General features: G+C 38.3%; 21 protein-coding genes. 16 read left to right on the top strand and 5 right to left on the bottom strand.

Translation table 11 applies throughout. The annotated features are described in order from the left end of the window. Position 1: 1 nt before the first annotated feature. On the bottom strand, positions 2–745 hold the full coding sequence (locus GL301_RS10560) for a potassium channel family protein (RefSeq protein WP_003740731.1): 744 nt from the start codon (positions 743–745) through the stop codon (positions 2–4). Between the two features lie 107 nt (positions 746–852). After that, positions 853–1,770 carry a COX15/CtaA family protein gene (locus tag GL301_RS10555; protein ID WP_003723941.1) on the bottom strand — a complete coding sequence of 306 codons (918 nt, stop codon included), beginning with the start codon at positions 1,768–1,770 and terminating at the stop codon, positions 853–855. Between the two features lie 235 nt (positions 1,771–2,005). Here GL301_RS10555 and cyoE point away from each other — a divergent pair, with 235 nt between their 5' ends. From cyoE to GL301_RS10520, 7 genes are all read left to right on the top strand, one after another. Further along, a complete protein-coding gene (gene cyoE / locus GL301_RS10550) occupies positions 2,006–2,911 on the top strand; it encodes a heme o synthase (protein ID WP_003728322.1) in 906 nt (301 codons plus the stop codon). A gap of 147 nt (positions 2,912–3,058) precedes the next feature. After that, complete coding sequence (locus tag GL301_RS10545) at positions 3,059–4,114, top strand: CAP domain-containing protein (RefSeq protein ID WP_003740730.1); 1,056 nt, start codon at positions 3,059–3,061, stop codon at positions 4,112–4,114. 47 nt (positions 4,115–4,161) lie between these two features. Then, positions 4,162–4,611 (top strand): YlbF/YmcA family competence regulator, encoded by a 450-nt coding sequence (locus GL301_RS10540; RefSeq protein WP_274758690.1) that lies wholly within the window; start codon positions 4,162–4,164, stop codon positions 4,609–4,611. A gap of 30 nt (positions 4,612–4,641) precedes the next feature. Continuing rightward, entirely contained in the window at positions 4,642–4,923 is a 282-nt protein-coding gene (locus tag GL301_RS10535; RefSeq protein ID WP_003726138.1) for a YlbG family protein, read from the top strand. Positions 4,924–5,019: 96 nt separating this feature from the next. Continuing rightward, on the top strand, positions 5,020–5,577 hold the full coding sequence (gene rsmD / locus GL301_RS10530) for a 16S rRNA (guanine(966)-N(2))-methyltransferase RsmD (RefSeq protein WP_003726137.1): 558 nt from the start codon (positions 5,020–5,022) through the stop codon (positions 5,575–5,577). A gap of 2 nt (positions 5,578–5,579) precedes the next feature. Continuing rightward, positions 5,580–6,062 carry a pantetheine-phosphate adenylyltransferase gene (gene coaD, locus GL301_RS10525; RefSeq protein WP_003726136.1) on the top strand — a complete coding sequence of 161 codons (483 nt, stop codon included), beginning with the start codon at positions 5,580–5,582 and terminating at the stop codon, positions 6,060–6,062. An 18-nt stretch (positions 6,063–6,080) separates the two neighbouring features. Continuing rightward, entirely contained in the window at positions 6,081–7,121 is a 1,041-nt protein-coding gene (locus GL301_RS10520) for a SepM family pheromone-processing serine protease (protein ID WP_003726135.1), read from the top strand. Positions 7,122–7,163: 42 nt separating this feature from the next. On the opposite strand, the gene GL301_RS10515 is transcribed toward GL301_RS10520, so the two are convergent. Together GL301_RS10515 and GL301_RS10510 are read right to left on the bottom strand one after the other, a co-directional pair. Then, the gene (locus GL301_RS10515; RefSeq protein ID WP_070298254.1) at positions 7,164–9,404 is read right to left on the bottom strand and encodes an ATP-binding cassette domain-containing protein; all 2,241 of its coding nucleotides are present in this window, start codon (positions 9,402–9,404) and stop codon (positions 7,164–7,166) included. 81 nt (positions 9,405–9,485) lie between these two features. After that, complete coding sequence (locus GL301_RS10510) at positions 9,486–10,658, bottom strand: nucleotidyltransferase (RefSeq protein WP_061108751.1); 1,173 nt, start codon at positions 10,656–10,658, stop codon at positions 9,486–9,488. Positions 10,659–10,787: 129 nt separating this feature from the next. On the opposite strand from GL301_RS10510, the gene GL301_RS10505 reads away from it, so the two are divergent. The 4 genes from GL301_RS10505 (at position 10,788) to GL301_RS10490 (ending at position 13,010) form a co-directional block, all read left to right on the top strand. Next, positions 10,788–11,324, top strand: a complete 537-nt coding sequence (locus tag GL301_RS10505) for a YceD family protein (RefSeq protein ID WP_003728843.1) — start codon at positions 10,788–10,790, stop codon at positions 11,322–11,324. Positions 11,325–11,414: 90 nt separating this feature from the next. Next, a complete protein-coding gene (rpmF, locus tag GL301_RS10500; RefSeq protein ID WP_003726143.1) occupies positions 11,415–11,588 on the top strand; it encodes a 50S ribosomal protein L32 in 174 nt (57 codons plus the stop codon). A 149-nt stretch (positions 11,589–11,737) separates the two neighbouring features. Continuing rightward, positions 11,738–12,631 (top strand): 2-dehydropantoate 2-reductase, encoded by an 894-nt coding sequence (locus GL301_RS10495; RefSeq protein WP_070298255.1) that lies wholly within the window; start codon positions 11,738–11,740, stop codon positions 12,629–12,631. Further along, positions 12,624–13,010: a DUF3397 domain-containing protein gene (locus GL301_RS10490; protein WP_003726129.1), complete on the top strand. Its 387-nt coding sequence runs from the start codon at positions 12,624–12,626 to the stop codon at positions 13,008–13,010. Before GL301_RS10495 ends, GL301_RS10490 begins: the two co-directional genes overlap by 8 nt. Here GL301_RS10490 and GL301_RS10485 read toward each other — a convergent pair. Beyond that, entirely contained in the window at positions 12,940–14,754 is a 1,815-nt protein-coding gene (locus GL301_RS10485; RefSeq protein ID WP_070298256.1) for an SgrR family transcriptional regulator, read from the bottom strand. The genes GL301_RS10490 and GL301_RS10485 overlap by 71 nt on opposite strands. 116 nt (positions 14,755–14,870) lie before the next feature. Between GL301_RS10485 and GL301_RS10480 the strand changes: the two genes are divergently transcribed. The 5 genes from GL301_RS10480 to GL301_RS10460 all read left to right on the top strand — a co-directional run bounded on the left by GL301_RS10480 (position 14,871) and on the right by GL301_RS10460 (position 20,334). Next, complete coding sequence (locus tag GL301_RS10480) at positions 14,871–16,118, top strand: MDR family MFS transporter (RefSeq protein ID WP_010958995.1); 1,248 nt, start codon at positions 14,871–14,873, stop codon at positions 16,116–16,118. Positions 16,119–16,320: 202 nt separating this feature from the next. After that, positions 16,321–16,752, top strand: a complete 432-nt coding sequence (mraZ, locus tag GL301_RS10475) for a division/cell wall cluster transcriptional repressor MraZ (RefSeq protein ID WP_003723756.1) — start codon at positions 16,321–16,323, stop codon at positions 16,750–16,752. Positions 16,753–16,764: 12 nt separating this feature from the next. After that, on the top strand, positions 16,765–17,703 hold the full coding sequence (gene rsmH / locus GL301_RS10470; RefSeq protein WP_003731344.1) for a 16S rRNA (cytosine(1402)-N(4))-methyltransferase RsmH: 939 nt from the start codon (positions 16,765–16,767) through the stop codon (positions 17,701–17,703). 16 nt (positions 17,704–17,719) lie between these two features. After that, entirely contained in the window at positions 17,720–18,082 is a 363-nt protein-coding gene (gene ftsL, locus GL301_RS10465) for a cell division protein FtsL (RefSeq protein WP_003723754.1), read from the top strand. Continuing rightward, complete coding sequence (locus GL301_RS10460) at positions 18,079–20,334, top strand: penicillin-binding protein (protein WP_003728331.1); 2,256 nt, start codon at positions 18,079–18,081, stop codon at positions 20,332–20,334. The genes ftsL and GL301_RS10460 overlap by 4 nt, the downstream gene beginning before the upstream one ends. Positions 20,335–20,451 lie beyond the last annotated feature (117 nt).

The following is a 20,451-nucleotide window of genomic DNA, read 5'->3' as shown; positions in this document are numbered from 1 at the left end:
ATCATTCGCTATCACTTTTTATATTTTCATCAGCCAGTTCTTTTTTTCGTAGTGCCAAAAATTGCTCTACGACCGCAATTTCTTCTTTGGTTAAATCTGGCGTATCTGCAATTAATTGGGTAATCTTGCTTGCTCTTTGTGTGCTAGAAGTAGTAGCTTTCTTAGCGCGGAAAAAGTTCGTTATCGTACTAGTTATCATCCCGATAAACGCTATCCCAAACAACATCATAATCGATGCCAAAATCCGCCCAATCGGAGTCACTGGAACGATATCACCGTACCCAACTGTTGTCGCAGTCACAATCGCCCACCAAAGCGCATCAGGATAATTGTTTATTTCAGGTTCGATAAATACCATCGGAACAGGAATTATAATCACAAGTAACACAAAAATCATTAAAAATCGATTTAAACCATTAGAACGGAAAAAGCTATAAATCGGTACAATATACCGTCTCCCCATCGCAGTAATACTTAATAGATGGACAAAACTAACAATCCGAGCCGCTCTAAATCCACCGTAAAATGGAATGATTGCAATGAGTTGAAACGGATGCGTTTTTACATAATGCCATTTATTATCAGCACGATAAAGTCGAACCAGATAATCTAGCGTAAAAATCACCCAAATAATCCAATTTAAAATAAATGTAAAGCTGTTTCTGTACGGTAATAGGGCAAGGGAAAGCACTATGAGAATAAGCATAAAAGTCTCATAAATCATTTTTCTCTTTGTTTTATCCAAGTTATCCACCTCGTTTGACTTATACTCTCACTTATTTTAGCATAAAACGACGCAAAAGCCGTAAACAAATAAAAAAGCTGACAACAAAAAGTTGCCAGCCGTGTTCGTTATTTTATTCGTAGTCGATTGCTTTTACTTCTTGATGCCAGTAAGCATAAGTAGCAAAGTAGCGCGAACAACATCGTAATAATCAAGCTATGGGCAAGCGCGATATACAAGTTCACTCCTGTATAAACAGACAGCGCCCCAGTAACGGCTTGAAGTGCAATAAACACAAGCGACAACACCATGCTAAAAGTAAGCACGCGGTACCTTCTGTAATCCCGGAACACAAGCCAAGTTACATACAGCAACCAAACAATTAAAATAAATGCGGCTAACCGGTGGAAATACTGCACATAATCTTGTACTGAAGTAGGCATAATAAAGTGCCCATTTTCAAAAGGCCAAACCGGAACGGCCATACTTGCTTTTTCGTGGCGTACAAGTGCACCAGTATAAACGGCTAAGTACGTGTAAATCGTTAGTGCATAAATATTAATACGTAATTTCGTCCCCATCACGAGGTTTCTGGCATCGAATTTCCGGTCTACCTCAAAAATCATCAAGGCAAGCAATACAATCGAAGCATAACAAATGATCGAAATTCCAAAGTGTAGCGCCATGATGTACGGATTTTGTCCCCAAACAACAGCCGCCATTCCCATTAACGCTTGAATAATTAGAAACAGAACCGCAATAATCGCAAGTGGTTTTGTTTCGCGACGATTTTTCATATAAATCCAAGCACAAATTGCTAAAACAATAACAAAAATCGAACTGATTCCCGTCGTCATTCGGTGCATGAATTCAATTAATTTTTCCGGAGTAACATCTGTTAAACGAACTAACTGCCCATTACATAGAGGCCAACTATTACCGCAGCCATCAGCTGAACCAGTTTTCGTTACGAGCGCTCCGCCAAACACAACGACCGTCATACAAATAATCGTTAGTACGGACCAAACTTTCAAGAATTTTTTCATTATCTACCAATCTCTCCTTTAGATGCGTGTGAGATTTTACTAAAATTTGTGTCTATGTATAAGTTCATGAGTACACATCAAACTAATTGTAGCGTGTTTATTTGAAGAAGTAAAGCGTACAAGACTAAAGCCGATTTATTGACAAAAGGGGCGTATTTTTCACATAATAAGGGTATAGGATATCTATCAGTTCGCAATCACTGGTTTATATCAGCAAGTGTTAGGGGGAGAAAAAGTGAATCAGATAGAAAAGACTGGGGAGTTATCGGCGAGTAGATTTACTGTCCGTGATTTTACCGAGCTTGTGAAAATTGGTATCGTGAATTCCAATACGATTACTGCTTTTACAGGAATGTGGTTAGCCTTTCAGTTAAATGGAATTTCTTTTATTCAAAATGTAGACGTGATATTTTTTACTATCGTCGGTTCAGCACTTATCGTAGCTGCTTCGGGCGCTTTTAACAATGTCATCGACCGTGATATTGACGGAATTATGGAAAGAACAAAAAACAGACCAACGATGACCGGGAAAATTTCTGGTAAACGAGCGCTAATGGTTGCGCTTGTGCTAGGTGTTGTCGGTACAATTATGTTATTTATGACAACTTGGCAAGCAGGAGTTCTTGGCGTTATCGGGGTCTTTTTGTATGTAGTCGTTTATTCGCTATATGCAAAAAGAAAACTAGTTAGTAATACTGTAATTGGTAGTTTTTCAGGCGCTGTCCCGCCGCTGATTGGTTGGTTTGCAGTCGAACCATCATTTAGCATCGTACCAATCATGCTGTTTCTCGTAATGTTTTGTTGGCAACCGCCGCATTTTTATGCGATTGCGATTAAACGGAAAGAGGAATACGCAGCTGCTGGAATTCCAATGTTACCAGTAGTAAAAGGCATTGAACGTACAAAGAAAAGCATGTTTTTCTGGGTGATTTTATTAACTATCCTACCGTTCTTTATGTTTGAACTAGGCATCGTTTATGTTGTTTTAGCAACGTTACTGAATATCGGTTGGTTAGCACTTAGTATTTACGGCTTTAAAATGGAAGATAGTATTAAATGGGCTAAATGGATGTTCGTTTACTCATTAAATTACATGACAATTTTATTCGTAGCAATGGTAGTTATTTCGATTTTCTTATAAAAATAAAAAACAATTACGAAGAAGCGTGCAATACTCGTTTCCTTGTAATTGTTTTTTTTATGATTTTTAAAGCTTTTCAAATGATAATAGTATTGGTAAAATGAAAGTTACATCAAGAAAACAAAATACTGCCGAGGAGGGCAAAATGTGAAGTTTATAATGCGAGTAGCTGTGCTATTAATCATTTGCCTGTTCATTGGATACAACACAGATCTTTTTTTTAGTAAATCAGTAGAGAAAAATACAGCCGAAGATACGGCAACAAAGTCTAATTTTCCTGATAATAAAAAAACAACGAATGAAAATCCGAAACAAGTGCAAGATAGTTCCAGCTTGGCAAGATTTATTAATAAAAACGTAAGTGAATTAAAGAAAGAGTTTGGGGACCCGGTGCGTGTAGACAAAACAGCATACGGTTACGATAATTACATTTATAGTCAACCAGGAACAAGCTATATGCAAGTAGGTGTAACAAAAAATATCGTGCAAACCATTTATGCGCTAGGACAAGATTTAAATGTCATGCCATATACGATTGGTATGTCCACTGAAAAAGTATTTACCGATGCCAATTTGCAATCGGAAATATCCTTCAACTATAAAGACAGCTATTATAAATTCGAACTTTCTGAGGAAGACTTAAATGCCCGTCCGATTGTTAACATTGGAAGTGGCGTTTATGCGCAACTTAATTTCGATAAATTTAAGTCAAAACTGATTAGTGTTCGTTACCTCAATAAATTATCCTTCGTCAAAATGCGCCCCTATGAATTATCTTACCAAGGTGAAATTTATGAAGAAAAGTTGACGCCAGCAGATTGGAATGCAATTGATGATGCTTCTAGTAAACAAGTGCTAGAAATCACTAATGTTATTCGTGATCGATACGGAATAGAAGAAGTAGCTTGGGACGAGTCTGTTGCGAAAGTTGCATATGGACATAGTGTTGATATGAAGAAAAATGATTATTTTGACCATACTTCACCGACACAAGGAGATCTAAGCAAACGACTTAGTAAAGGGGACGTCAAATATACTAAAGCTGGTGAAAATATCGCCTATAACTATGTCGATAGTGCAGCAGCAGTAGAAGGTTGGCTCAACTCTAAAGGACATAGAGAAAATCTACTAGATGGTTCATATACCTATATGGGTGCGGGAACATATCGAAAATACTATACGCAAAATTTTATTATTAAATAATAGTTCTATGGTATAATAAAAAAGTAAGTTATATGGAGGTGGCTAGATTGCTCGCTACAATGGAAAATATGGCGCTACTCGATTTATCAGATGAGCTTGCTAGCATGATTCTAAACTCCGAGGAAGCGCAAAATTATAAACTTGCTAAGGAAGCGTTGCTAAATGACGCTACTTCACAAAAAAATATTCGTCAATTCATACGAATAAAAGAACAATACGAGGAAGTGCAGCGGTTCGGCCGGTATCATCCTGACTATAAAGAAGTAACCAGAAAGACTCGTGCTTATAAACGCGAAGTCGATATGGATCAAAATGTGGCAGCTTTTCGCCGGGCAGAGATGGATTTACAATCTCTCTTGGACGAAATCAGCCTGCTTCTCGCAAGTGCAGTTTCAGAGAATATCAAAGTACCAACTGGTAATCCGTTTTTTGAAACAAAATTTGCTTGTTCTACAGGTGGATGTGGCAGCGGGGGAGGCTGCGGTTGTTCAGCGTAAAGCTTATCCTAAAAAGAAGGGGCTTAAACAATGGAAAATGATAGACAAGCTATCGTCGTTTGGATGAATCATCTTAAACAAGTTAGATCTTTGAAGCGATTTGGAAATGTGCATTATGTATCGCGCAAGTTGAAATATGCGGTATTATATTGTGATATGGCTGAAGTAGAAGATATCTCTAACAAAGTTTCTCGTTTTCATTATGTGAAACGCGTGGAAATGTCTTTCCGTCCGTTCTTAAAAACAGAATACGAATCCAAAAAAGAAATGATGTACGAACACAAAAACGAAGATGTGCAAATCAGTATCTAACCAAAACGGCAAGACTATCTCAACTAGTCTTGCTGTTTTTTTGCTTCTATTTGTGATAAAGTAAAAAAGACATTGAAGTAAAGGTTGTGCAAAAACATGAGAGTCATTGCAGGAGAACGAAAAGGACACGCTCTAAAAGCTGTTCCAGGAAACAATACGAGACCAACAACAGATAAAGTAAAAGAATCCTTATTTTCGATTATTGGTCCCTTTTTTGACGGGGATATGGTGCTTGATTTATTTGCTGGCAGTGGTGGGCTTGGAATCGAAGCGTTGAGTAGAGGTGCCGAACGAGCTGTTTTTATTGACCAAGCAGCGCTCGCAATTAAAACAATCCGCCAAAACTTAGAAGGATGCCATTTTACAGAGCGTGCGGAAGTATACCGAAATGATGCCGAACGAGCACTCAAATTACTCCATAAAAATGAGTGGAAATTCGACCTTGTTTTCTTAGATCCACCATATAAAAAGCAACAATTAGAAAAATTACTAGTAACTTTAGAAAAATTAGAATTAGTTAACGAAAATGGAAGAATTATTTGCGAGCATGACAAAGAAGCAATCATGCCAGATACAATCGGTAAATTCGAGAAAATCAAATCAGTTTCTTATGGAATTACTGTTTTATCTATATTTGAATTTCAGGAGGCGTAGAAATGGGTGACAAAATTGCCGTTATTCCCGGGACATTTGATCCGATTACGAATGGGCACTTAGACATTATTGAACGGGCAGCGAAGATTTTTGATGTGCTGTATGTTTCCGTTTTAAACAACTCATCCAAAAAACCACTTTTCACGATAGAAGAGCGGATGGAAATGATTAGACAAGTAACCGCTCATTTGCCAAATGTTCAAGTGGAAAGTGCGAGCGGATTGACTGTTGATTATGCTGCTACGCGCGGGGCTACTGCAATTGTCAGAGGGCTTCGAGCGGTGAGTGATTTTGAATACGAGATGCAAATTGCTTCGATGAACCGAACGCTCAATGCGGAAATCGAAACTTTTTTTGTCATGACTAATACGAAATATTCTTTTTTAAGTTCCAGTATGGTAAAAGAAGTGGCGCAGTATCAAGGTGATATCAGCGAACTTGTTCCTGAAATAGTGAACGAACAAGTACAAGCAAAATTTAAGTAAGTGGGAGATGGACAGAAAATGCGTAAAGAGTGGAAAAAAATAACGGCGATAGTGCTGTTAATTATTATTATAGCGGGCTTTTTTATTCCAGTTCCGTATTATATTTCAAAACCTGGTGGTACGGAAGAACTTGCTCCACTCGTTACAGTTGATGACCATCCAAATAAAAAAGACGGTTCGCTCAGTCTAGTGACGATTGCAATGGGAAAAGCGAATATTTATACATATATGACCGCTAAATTTTTGCCATATCATGAGTTAGAAAAAGATAGCGATATCAAATACGAGAATGAAAGCGACGAAGAATATAACGTTCGCCAAATGCAAATGATGAACGAATCCAAAAATAATGCCATTCAAGTGGCTTATAAAGCAGCCGGTCAAGAAGTCAAAGTCACTTATGATGGCGTATACGTATTAAGCGTAAAAGATGACGTTCCAGCAGCCGATGTCCTTCACGCTGGCGACCTAATCACAGAAATTGATGGGAATGCGTTTAAATCAAGCCAAGAATTTATTGATTATATTCACAGTAAAAAAGTGGGAGACACAGTCAAAATAAACTACAAACACGGCGACAAAAATGAGCAAGCCAACATCAAATTAACAGCAATTGATAAAAAAGGCACTCCAGGAATCGGTATCACGCTTGTGGATGATGAAAAAATCACCGCAGATCCAACTGTGAAAATCGACTCAGAAAAAATCGGTGGACCTTCTGCCGGTTTAATGTTCAGTTTAGAAATTTACAGCCGTTTCCAAAAAAATGATCTTACAGATGGCAAAAAAATCGCCGGAACTGGTACGATTGACCCTGACGGAACTGTTGGTAGAATCGGCGGAATTGATCAAAAGGTCGTTGCCGCAGATAAAAGCGGTGCGAAGGTTTTCTTTGCTCCCAATGATCCAATTACCGATGAAATGAAAAAAAGCGACCCAAGTATCGAAAGTAATTACGATACAGCAGTTAAAACAGCGAAAGACATTGACTCCAAAATGAAAATCGTTCCAGTTAAAACTTTCCAAGATGCTGTGGATTATTTAGAAAAACTACAATAAAAAAAGCCGTTTTGTCTATAGCAGACAAAACGGCTTTTTTCATTAAAGATATTTGGCAGTTAATGATTGTTTATTTTCAAGTAAATCAAGGGGAGCGCCTTCGAAGATAATTTGTCCGCCAGCACTTCCGCCTTCTGGGCCAAGGTCGATAATCCAGTCTGCGTTACGAATAATATCGACATTATGTTCAATTACAATAACGGTATTTCCTTTATTTACAAGTGAGTGGATAATCGTCAAAATATGTTCGATATCTGACATATGAAGACCAGTCGTCGGTTCATCCATAATATAAATCGACCCTTTTTTATGAAGCTCATTGGCGAGTTTTAAACGTTGGCACTCACCGCCTGATAAGGTGCTAAGTGCTTGGCCAAGCGTGACATAACCAATTCCAACCTCTTCCATTGCCTCAATTTTCTTCAAGATTTTTTTATCCGTAAAGAAATCGAGTGCTTCTGAGACAGTTAGTTCTAACACATCGCTAATGGATTTACCATTTAGCTTATATTGCAAAACAGAATCTTGGAATCGCTTGCCGTGACATACTTCGCAAGGTGTGCTAATCGAATCCATAAAAGCTAAATCCATAGTTGTGAAACCAAGTCCTTTACAGTTTTCGCAGGCGCCTTTGGAATTGTAACTAAAGAGTGATGGACTGACATCATTTTCTTTTCCAAATGCTTTTCGAATCGGGTCCATTATCCCAGTATAGGTGGCAGGATTAGAGCGAATATTGGCATGAGCGGCTGATTGGTCGATCACTATCGCATCTGGATATTCTTTTAGGAAAACAGAATGAATCAAGGTACTCTTACCCGAACCAGCCACGCCAGTTACTACAGTAAGAATTTCTTTTGGAATGTTGGCCTGAATATCTTTTAGGTTAAAGCGACTACTTTTTTCAGTTGTTAAAAAGCCTTTTGGTTGTCTCGGTTTGCTATTAATTGGTAAATGGCGATTGAGGAACTTGCCAGTTAGTGTGTCTGATTTCAGCAAATCGGTGTAACTTCCGACAAACTGAATCTCACCGCCATGTTTTCCTGCGTGCGGACCGACATCGACAATATGGTCGGCAATTTTGATCACATCTGGGTCATGTTCCACCACGAGAATCGTATTTCCTTTGTCGCGCAATTTCACGAGTAATTCATTGAGTCGATGAACATCTCGTGGATGAAGACCGATACTTGGTTCATCGAAAATATAAAGCAGATCAGTCAAGCTGCTATTCAAATGACGAATCATTTTGACACGTTGCGATTCACCACCAGAAAGAGAAGCAGTTTGGCGGTCAAGTGTCATATAACCAAGACCAATATCAATCAAATGTTGCAATCGCTCTGTGACACTTTTGACCATTGGAGCAGCGATAGGGTCATCAATACTCGCAATCGTTGCTTTTAATTCATCTAATTGCATCGCTGTGAAGTCGGCGATATTTGCACCATTTATTGTACAAGATAATGCTTGCGCGGAGAGTCTCGTGCCTTCGCAAGTTGTACAAGGCGCAATATGGGTGAATTTATCGACACGTTTTTTAGTAGAGGCGGACATTTCGCCTTCTTTTTGAATATACAAACGATTGAATTTTGGAATCAACCCTTCATATGTAGCGTTCATGCTTCCCATGGGTGTTTCTAGGAAAACTTTAATATCTTTCCCATGTAACAACATATCGTATTCTTCGTCAGTATAATCTTTTATTTTTTTATTCACATCAAAAAAGCCGGAATAAGCATAGGAATTCCAGTACCATGAATCTACCGAAAACGTTGGAAATAAGATGGCGCCTTCTTTGAGCGATTTATTTGGATCAAGTAATTTGACTAAATCAACCGAAACTTTTTGTCCAACACCATGGCAATCAGGGCACATACCAGCAGGGTCGTTAAAAGAAAATAAATTTGCTGTCCCGATACTAGGCTTGCCGACACGCGAGAAAAGTAATCGCAAAATCGAATTAATATCCGTGATGGTACCAAGGGTGGAGCGGGAATTACCGCCAAGTCGTTTTTGATCAATAATAACAGAGGTGGAGAGGTTTTCAATTGAATCTGCGTCCGGCTGCGTATACTTCGGAAGGAAATTACGAAGATAGGCGCTGTATGTTTCGTTTAACTGTCTTTGCGATTCCGTGGCAATAGTTTCAAATACAATAGAAGATTTCCCGGAACCAGATACACCAGTAAAAATAGTGATTTTTCGTTTGGGGATATCTAGGGAAATATTTTGGAGATTGTTTTCACGCGCTCCTCTTAATCGAATATATTCTTGTACCATACACATACCTCCTGTTTTTTGAGTCGGACAAACATCTTAGCAAAATAGCCCCATAAAAGTCAACCAAAAACCTTGTAAAGATTACAAGGTTAAAATTGGTGGAATATGAAAGTCGCCAGCCTGATAATTTTCCAGTCCTTTTGCCAGCGTATAAATGTTTGTCGCACGTAATTCTTCTTCTAAAAGCCCAGCTGGTGCTTTGGAAACCGTCGTGATAATAGGGAGAGAAATATTTTTCTTATGAAGCGATAGATGTTGTTGCCCCGTTTTATTCATGCCGAGTATTCGGATGTAAGGGGAGCTAGTTTGACTCCTCGCATTTAATAAAATTTGTAAAGCCGTTCGTTGTAATCGCGCATTACTGTATCGCTTTGTTTTGGTTAATTCTATAAAATCAGAGAAGTTTTGCGCTTTAGTCGCTGCTTGCTGCATCCGGTTTTGAATTCCTTCACTAACACCGCGAATTCCTTCCAGTTCTTCTGAGCCTGCTTGAATTAACCGATATTGCAGGAATGACCAATAATCTGTCCACGATAAAAATGGCCCCTCATAATTGCGTAAAATAGCTATAGAAGAAGCAGGGATATAGTGGCTAGCTTCTTCTAACTTCCCAGCAAGTATTAATTTTCGAATCGCGGTCGCGCTTGCGATTTGGTCATGGTTTGCTTCCTCGTCATGGTATCCTGCATGTTCACGAGGAATGGTTTGAAGAGAAATGGACGGGTTTTGTTTCTGGGCAGCAAGGGCGTAGTGGAAACCGAGAATGTTATTAGGTTTCGTGATATCCAGCAAGTTCTGGCCGAACAACTTTTTAAAAGCTTCTGTATAAGCTCTAGCATAAGAAGTTTTCTTATCAACTAACGCCAGCTGAATCGCTTCATCAAAACGGGCTTCGTTTTCGACTACTTTTTTCGCAGCTAATGTAAAATCTTCCGCAACTCCATGTTCACTGCCAAAAAACAGCGTATCCACATGAATGGCATCTAAAATACGAACTGCTTCTTCTGCGAAAATCGTCGCATGTTGTGTCGCGAATGAGACAGGGAGTTCAACCACCATGTCAACGCCAGCAGCGAGAGCCATCCTAGTACGTTCCCATTTTGGCAAAATCGCTGGCTCGCCTCGTTGTACAAACGAGCCACTCATTACCGCAATCACCACATCTGCTTGAGTTAACTCGCGCGCTTTATTTAAATGTAGTTTATGCCCATTATGAAAAGGGTTATATTCCACCACAATTCCAGTTGCTTTCATTTCGGTTCCCTCCTTTAGATAATCTATTTTAGCATAAAATGAAGGCAGCGGTTTTACTCCCCGAAAAAGCATTGACAAAAGCCTTTAAAAAAGCTATAATATTTTGTGTTGCGCTTGGAGTGATGTAGGATGAAATGGTCTATCAGTCAATTAAAAAAATATCGTGACAGCAACTTCACGATTAATGAAAAAGCTGACCTAAAAAAGTTCTTTCAAGAGAACAATATAGACGTTCGTGATGCAAGCCCCGTACAAGTAACTGGGGAACTAATTGTACACCCAGAAGAAGTTACCGCTAACCTGACTATGAAAGGCGAGTGGACACTTCCATGTGCTCGTACACTTGAGGATGTTATTTATCCTTATGAAGTGCATGCGACGGAAACCTTTGTGAAATCCAAAGAACAAGTTCTAGATGAATCTTGGCATGTGATGGAACAGGATATGGTCGATTTAACCCCTGTAGTAGAAGAACTTTTACTAGTCGAAATTCCGATGCAAGTTTTCAGTGAAGACGCACTCGAAATGAGTAACCTTCCACGAGGCAATGAATGGGAAATGAAAACAGAAGAAGGTAACCTACTAGAACAAATAGCAAAAGAACCAAAAGTGGATCCTCGTCTTGCGGGATTAGCCAATTTTTTCGATGAGAAAAAAGAAGACTAAACTCCCCGTGAAGCTGGAATATATTAAGGAATTTATTTTTCTTAGATTAACGATACAAGTACTTAGTTATCGTCAAGGAGGTGTAAGGAAATGGCAGTACCTTTTAGAAGAACTTCAAAAGCCAAAAAGCGTAAGCGTCGTACACACGTTAAACTTCAACTTCCGGGCATGAACGAATGCTCGAATTGCGGCGAATACAGACTTTCCCATCACGTATGCCCAGAATGTGGACAATATGATGGCAAAGATGTAGCAAACAGCTAATATTGCTAAAAACAAGTGACGTTTCACTTGTTGAAGACGAACCTCGAAAGACGCCATGGGTCTTTCGAGGTTTTTGTTTGCGCACAAAAGTGCAAAAGAATGCTACTTCTGATAAAATAAAAGCATTAATCAATATGGAGCTGAACTAAATGGCGAACCAACTAAAAGTAGGAATTATTGGAGCAGGAGCGATGGGGCTTTTATACGCAGCAAATTTTGCCGATACATCCGAGCTCACTCTTTTTACGCGGAGAAAAGAACAAAGCGATTTATTAAATCAAAAAGGTCTTTCTTTAAAAGATAATTCCGAATTAAAAAATATACATATACAAGCCACAGTAATAACAGATACTAAAAAGTTATCAGAACAACAATTATTAATTATCGCAGTTAAACAATACTCACTAAAAAGCATTTTGCCACTGCTACAGTCGATACCTGAACGAGTGCCGTTACTATTCATCCAAAATGGAGCGGCGCATTTAGATAGCATGCCGCTACTCGGTAATAAACGAACTATTTTGCTAGGTATTAGCGAACACGGGGCGGGGCGGGAAGATGATACAACAGTCATTTGGCGTGGTCATGGCCGAACAAAGTATGGTATTTATCAAGGCGAACTAAGTGAGGCGGTAACAAAAATATTAGACTCAAATCCAGATTTTCCAGTTGAAAAACATGCTAGTTACTTAGACATTATAAATGAAAAATTATTTATTAATGCAGTAATTAATCCGCTCACAGCTGTTCTTCAAGTCCAAAATGGAAAGCTCCTTGAAAATAAAGAATGGCACGAGTTATTAAAGACGATTGTAAAAGAAATACAAACGGTTTTGCCAGTAGAAAATGCTTTAGAAAAAGTGGAAGTAATCTGCCAAGTGACAGCTACTAATTTTTCTTCGATGGCTCTTGACCGAATGAATAATCGAATGACAGAAATTGATGGAATCGTGCTGCCAATTTTAGAAAAAGGGGAGTCACTTCCTACGCTTCATGCGTTATATCATCTAATTAAAGGGTTGGAAGGAGAAAGCGATGTTTGATTGGTTAACTAATTCAACAGCAATAATTATTATTTTACCAGTTGTGGTGTTTATTTTGACGATGTTTTTTTCCAGTTTCAAACTAAAGAAAAGTCAGCGGAGAATTATGTTGGCCGCTGACTTATCCACTATTTTCTTGATTATAGCTGTTCATTTTTTCATGATTGTGCTATTTAATCGCTCGTTCTTATTATATATTTTATTGTTTTTATTTATTTTAGGTATTGTAATTGTTGTCACGGCTGCAAAGAAAGAAGGCGAGATTCAGTTCCGCAAAATCCTACGTGGTTACTGGCGCCTATGCTTCTTCATTTTTGCGTTATTGTATGTGGCGCTTTACCTCTATGGGATTGTCTATAGTCTGGTTTTAATGTTTTAAGCGGGCTTATTTCAATCCACACTTTGCTTAAATCAAAATAACCATAAGGATTTTCTGCAATTCCTTTTATCATTGAATGAAGCGATTGACTTTTTTCCGGATGATGCAAGTAAATTAAATAATGATTTTCTGTTAACCAGCTATCAATGCTCGTTTGTAAGGCGTCTCTTTTGGAGGCGTCTTTTTCTGTTTTAAATGCATCGAGCTTTTCCGTAAGTTCTTTGATAATTGCTTGATTGAAAAGTTGTTGTGGCAACAGATAGGGGTTATTTAAAAAATCTAAATAAGCCATTTCGTCATCTGAGGCTGGGATTTCTCCCATCATCATGAAGTCGGTTTCTTTTGCTGGAACGTTGGAATAGGAAGCTTCCTGATGCGTAATGATTTTTCTTTCTAAGTTAATTCCGAATTCGACAGCTTGCTCTTGAATCCATTTTGACTCTTTTACAGCGGTAGGATGTTGGGTAGTTCCAAAAATAACTTTTTCGCCTTGGTAGTTTGCTTTTTTTAATAAAGTAGCGATTTTCTCAGGATGTTTTTTAGGTGGAAGGGATTTTTCAGGATAATAGTTAGATGCGACTGTCCCATAGTTTTCGAAATGTTGTTCACTTGCTTTTTGACAATCAATGAGATGGTAGATTGCCTCTCGAAATGCCGGATGTTGTGGGGCGCCATTTCGGTACGTATTGAAACAAATAAAATTAACGCCAACACCAGGTTTACGACGTTCTACATAGGCGGGATTTTCCTCGTAATCAACGGAAGTGAATTGCATTGGAATGGTTTTTAAATTGTTTCCAGTTTGGGCGGTCCAAAATTCTACTCGATCAAGAATCGGTCTCTCGAGAAAATATCCATCAAAGGCTTCTAAGACCAAGCGCTCGTCATTCCGCTCTGCAACTCGAAAGGGACCAGTAGAAATCCATGTATATTCATCAAAAATAATATCTCGCGGTAAAATAGCCATATTCGCTGTGCATAAATAACGAATGAAAAAAGGGTCCGTTTTTTTTAGCTGAATGGAGATCGTGAATTTATTAGGGCAGTGGATGGATTGAATATCCTGTAATTGCCAGAAAGAAACCGATTCTGTTTGCATAGAACGCATCAAGGTGTACTTTACATCCTCGCTATCCAGCATGCGTCCGTGATGAAATAAAACACTTTTTCGTAAATAAAATGTCCATTCCGTAAAATCATCAGATACTTTCCAGTGGTGTGCTATATGAGGTATAATTTTCTTTTTCTCTTCATCATATTTGACGAGAGAGTCACTAATTTGGGTGATGAGAAATGCTTCCATAGATACAGAAGTTTGAAGTGGATCTAAGGTAGTGAGCTTGCGACGAACGATGGAGCGCAGAACTTCTTGTTGATTTTCTGTTACTTGCAAACCGAACATTTGTTGAATTTCCGTAGAGATACTTGTAAACCAGCTTTTAGGGATAGGCAATTGTAGCAAAAATAAAATATCGCTAAATGCATCTTCATCCAAACTTTGTTCCAAAACGTCAAGAACCTCTAGTTCTAACTGTTTAGGAAAAATAATCCTTGAAACATTTCCTCGGCCTAGTCCAGGAAGATAAGTAAGCATTTTTTTCACCTGATATTGTTGCAGTTTACGCTTGGCATTTTTAGTCGTACAAAACCAAATATTTGCCACATCATTTAATTTGAAAGACACTTCTAAATCGGTAGTTATATTGTATAAATGCGCGCGCATAGTGAAATAATCTTTATCCATAACAACAGCTCCGTCCTAAAAGGGGACAATATATGAAAATGAATACCCTTTTTAAATTTATGTATCCCTTTTATACTAGCAGAGAAGTCAGAAAAATTGCAAATGGAGGGGATGTCATGTTTAGAGAGTTGCACCCAAATATTCGTGCGCGGATATTAATTCAGTTTTTGAGTAAAGTAATTGGTTCGATGATTTTTCCTTTTATGGCAATTTATTTTTCAAGGGAAATTAATAGTAGTGTCGCCGGCTTTCTCTTGATGATTAATGTATTAGTACAATTTCTTGCTGGCATGTACGGTGGACATCTAGCGGATATTATTGGACGTAAAAAATTAATGGTCACCGGAGAACTGCTTAAAGTGTTTGCCTTTCTCGGGATGGTACTATGCAATTCCCCCATGTTTCATTCTCCGTGGATAACTTTTGTCATGTTACTTATTATTGGGGTAGCTCAGGGATTGATTAATCCAGCTGGAGAAGCAATGTTAATTGATGTAAGTACCCCAGAGAACCGTTCATTTATGTATTCGGTCAGTTATTGGGCGAATAATTTATCGATCATGATTGGAATTATGGTGGGGGGGTGGTTTTTTGTAGATTATCTGTTTCCTCTATTAGTTGTTCTTTTTATCATGTCATTTGTTACGGCATGGCTTACTATAAGCTTAATTTCCGAGACGTTGCAGCAAAAAGAAATGCCGCACAAAGGGTCATATGGACTAATGGGAATGCTTAAAAATTATGGACAAGTATTACATGATTATCGTTTTCTTCTATATACTATTGGTGGAATTGCTATCATGTCGATCGAGTTTCAACGGAGCAACTACATTTCGGTTCGTTTAGCAGAAGATGTGAAAGCGCTACTTGTACATTTGGGGCCACTTGGAAATATTTCTCTCAATGGAGTACAAATAGTGAGTGTGTTAACCGCTGTGAATACTTTATTTATTGTACTTTTTACCGTACCAATTGCGAGATTTGTGACTAAAAGGGCGCAGCAACCTATTATGTATGTAGGGTTTACTTTGTTTGCGCTTGGATTTGCAGTTTGTGCTTTCGCAAATAATCTAACAGTTTTACTTTTGGCGACGATGGTGCTCTCAATTGGTGAATTACTCTATGTACCAACACGTCAAACGATCTTAGCGGCAATTGTAGATGATGAAAGACGTGGGGCCTACATGGCATTTAATGGTATTATTTTCCAAATTGGTAAAATGATTGGTTCTGTAAGTTTAGTATTTGCACCATTTATTGGTAAATATGGCATGGGAGCTTTTACGATTACGCTTGGTGTTTTAAGTATAGTGTTCTCAGCAGTGGCACTAAAATCTGGTTGGGAAAAAGTGTTGGTAAAATAAATGTTGGTTCAAAGTGGGGAATCCCTCCACCAAGCCCCACATTGTTTTTTAAGAATTGAATTAGATGGAAATGGCTTTAAATAAGGGATTGATCATTCTATGCTTTGGCTGGGATGATTTTTTTTTACACTTTTTTAGGTTTTTGGTGGTGCGAAGTGGGGAGATGTGGTAAAGTGGTATGTATGAAAGTGGGTGAAGTCTAATGTTCATGGGAGAATATCAACACAACATCGATATAAAGGGCAGATTAATTGTGCCAGCTAAATTCCGTGAGCTTTTGGGGGATAATTTTGTTATAACCCGAGGACTTGATAAGTGTTTATTTGCTTATCCACAAGAGGAATGGAAAAAGCTTGAAGAAAAGCTCCAAACCTTACCACTTACTAAGAAAGATGCTCGTTCCTTTACACGTTTCTTCTTTTCCGGTGCGTCTGAATGTGAACTAGACAAACAAGGCCGGATTAATATTCCATCCAACTTACTACAGTATGCGGATTTGGAAAAAGAAACAGTTATTATCGGGGTTTCTAGTCGTATTGAAATTTGGAGTAAATCAGAGTGGGATGATGTCTTTAACGAGGCAGAAGAATCTTTTGCTGATTTAGCCGAAAATATGATTGGCTTTGATATTTAAGGGGGTAAACGCATGTTTAAACACGAAACCGTATTACTACATGAAACAGTCGATATGCTTGAAGTAAAACCAGACGGAATCTATGTCGATGCAACACTTGGCGGCGCAGGTCACTCCGAGTATTTACTAAATAAGCTTAATGAAAAAGGGCATTTATTTGCATTTGACCAAGATCAAACAGCAATTGATAATGCAAAAATTAAACTAGCAGATTATAGCGATAAAGTGACTTTTATTAAAGCCAATTTTCGCGATATGAAAGAAGCATTAAATGAGCGTGGTATCGAAGCGGTTGATGGGATTTTGTATGATTTAGGCGTTTCATCCCCACAACTAGACGAGAGAGAACGTGGTTTTAGTTATCACCAAGACGCTGCACTGGATATGCGAATGGATCAAGAACAAGAATTGACAGCAAAAATAGTTGTTAACGAATGGTCTTATCAAGATTTAATCCGTATCTTTTTCCAATATGGCGAAGAAAAATTTTCGAAACAAATTGCTCGTGAAATCGAACGTCGTCGTGAAGTAAAGCCAATTGAAACAACAGGCGAACTAGTAGATATTATCAAAACAGCTATCCCGGCTCCAGCAAGAAGAAAAGGCGGACATCCAGGGAAACGCACTTTTCAAGCCATCCGAATTGCCGTTAACGACGAACTCGGTGCAGTAGAAGATTCGCTTGAAAAAGCCTTAACTTTATTAAAACCAGGCGGCAGAATTAGCGTAATTACGTTTCATTCTTTAGAAGACCGCATTACAAAACACTTATTCCAAGAAGCGACAAAAGGACCAGATTTACCACCAGGTCTTCCTGTCATTCCAGATGAATATAAACCAGATTTCAAACTTGCGACAAGAAAACCAATCGTACCAAGTGAAGAAGAACTGGAACAAAATAACCGAGCGCGTTCAGCAAAATTACGCGTGATCGAAAAAATTATCAAATAGCAGGAGTTGAAAAAATGTGAGCAATGTCGCCTATAAATCGAATCTCGAGCCAAATAGAGTACATAGAGAAGCGGAACAACCTAAAAAACAAATCCTAAAACGTGGTCAAATGACACTTGGAGAAAAAGTAATCATCACGATTGCGCTTGCGATTGTTTTAGTTGTTGCTTTTCGTATAATTAGCGTACAAGCGCAAATTTACACAGTGAACCAAGAAATTCAAACAAAAGAAACCAAAATTCTCGAACAACAAAAATCAAATGAAGACTTAAAAGTAGAAGTAAAAGATTTAGGGAGATATGAACGTATTTTGAAAATCGCTAAAGAAAAAGGGCTAAAACTTGATGGCGATAATGTGAAAGTGGTAGATGGTCAATGAAACGGCGTATAGGTAACATGAGAAGGGGAGCTCTTGTGCTTTTTATCTTTTTCACAATTCTCTTTCTCTTGGTTTCTGGCCGTTTTCTTTATTTGCAAATTACGGGAGAAGCAAATGGGGTACCGCTTGCAGCAAAAGCATCTAAACAACATTTGAAAAGCAGTGTTCTCGAAGCAAAGCGTGGCTCCATTTTAGATCGTAAAGGAGAAGTGCTAGCGGAGGATACGGCTTCTTACACGGTTGCAGCAGTAGTTAGCGATAAACTTTCCAAAACAACGAAAAATCCAATGCGTGTTGTTGACGAAGAAAAAACGGCTCGAATTCTTGCCAAGTATATTCCTATGGATGAATCTGATATTCTAGATAAACTCAATGAAAAAGGAAAATACCAAGTCGAATTCGGCGCTGCCGGTAAAAATATTTCTACAGAAACAAAAGCAAAAATTGACAAAGAAAATTTACCAGGTATTGAATTTACTCGTCAATCAGAACGTTTCTATCCTAATGGAACGTTTGCAACACAATTAATTGGTTTCGCCCAACAAGAAGAAGAAAAGAATACTACAGTTTTAGAAGGTAAAATGGGTATTGAATCCCGTTACAATGATATTTTGACAGGCAAGAATGGCAAAATTGATTACAGTACAGACAGAATGGGCTATATTTTGCCTAACTCTAAAAACAAAGTAACGGAAGCAAAAGACGGCAAAGATATTACGCTAACGCTAGATAAAAAAATTCAAACCTTTTTAGAAGATACGATGACAACTGTGGATGCAAAGTACAAACCTAAAAACATGATGGCAGTTGTAGCTGATCCGAAAACAGGTGAAATTTTGGCTATTAGTCAACGTCCTTCTTTCAACCCTGCTGATCGATCTACTATTACTGGAAACAGCTCCAGTATTTGGCAAGATTTACCTGTTGAGTATGCTTATGAGCCAGGTTCGGTAATGAAAATTATTTCTCTTGCATCTGCTATTGATACGAACGCATATAATGCCAATGAATATTATCAATCGGGTTCATACAAAGTAGGAGATATCGCAATTCATGACCATAATAACGGTAATGGTTGGGGGTCTATTACGTACCGTGAAGGGGTAGAACGCTCTAGTAACGTTGCATTTGCCAAACTTTTAAACAAAATGGGGACCGATACGTTTAAAACATATTTAGACAAATTTGGTTTTGGTAAGAAAACAGGTATTGCTTTACCTAATGAAACAAGCGGGAAAATTTTATATAACTATCCAATTGAGAAAGTAACAACCGTTTTCGGCCAAGGAACAACCGTTTCAATGATGCAAATGATTCAAGCTGCTTCGGCTATCGCAAGTGATGGCACGATGAAAGAACCATATGTTGTTTCAAGTGTCAAAGATCCAAACACAGGCGAAGAAACCGATACTAAAACAAAAATTGCTGGAAAACCAATTAGTGCAGAAACAGCGAAGAAAACGCGTGACGAATTAAAAAACGTTATTAGCGGCGAACATGGTACTGGTAAATTATATGCGATTCCGGGATACGATGTAGCTGGTAAAACCGGTACATCACAAATTCCAGATCCGAAAACTGGTAAGTATATGACTGGAGCAGATAATTATATATTCTCTTTCTTAGGAATGGCACCAGCGGATAATCCGGAGTTAGTAATCTATGTGACAATGCAACAACCACAATTGTCCGGCAGTCAGACTGGCGGAGAAGCAGTCTCAGAAGTTTTTAATCCTGTAATGAAAAACAGTCTACAATATATGAACATCAAACCAGGCGATGCAGAAAAACTAGCTTCCGAAAAAGTACCAGTCTTAGCAGGAAAAACAATAGATGAAGCTAAAAAAATAGTGAAAGATAAAGGATTAGAACCAATTATAGTAGGCAACGGCAAAAAAATTGTCCAACAACTTCCACAAGCGAACGCCGAAATCATGCAAGGTCAAAAAGTTATTTTAATGACAGATGGTGACATGACTGCCCCTGACATGGTAACTTGGTCGAAAGACGATGCGCTAAAAGTTTCTGAAATAACTGGTATTCCGTTTGAGTTTAGTGGAAATGGTTACGTGAAGAGCCAAAGTGTATCTGCGGGTAGCGTAATTAATAGTGAAACGAAAATGAAAATAACTCTCGCCCCACCAGAAGAAATAAGTGCATTTAATCAAAATCACGATCAAGATACAGCAGAAAAAAATAAAAAAGCAACTGACATCCAAGAGAATGCCGGTATCGGTGATTTGCTCAATTAATAATAGGAAGATAGAAGTATGTCAGCTTTACAAAGTGGCATACTTCTAACTTTAAATGCAATCTGTGTCTTTTGTCGTGGTAGATATAGTTTGTTGTTTTTGCTAAGATAGAAAAGG

This window comes from Listeria sp. LM90SB2, assembly GCF_028867355.1.
Taxonomy (GTDB): domain Bacteria; phylum Bacillota; class Bacilli; order Lactobacillales; family Listeriaceae; genus Listeria; species Listeria monocytogenes_B.
The sequence above is the reverse complement of the archived record's forward strand: the minus strand, read 5'-3'. Positions and strand labels throughout refer to the sequence as shown.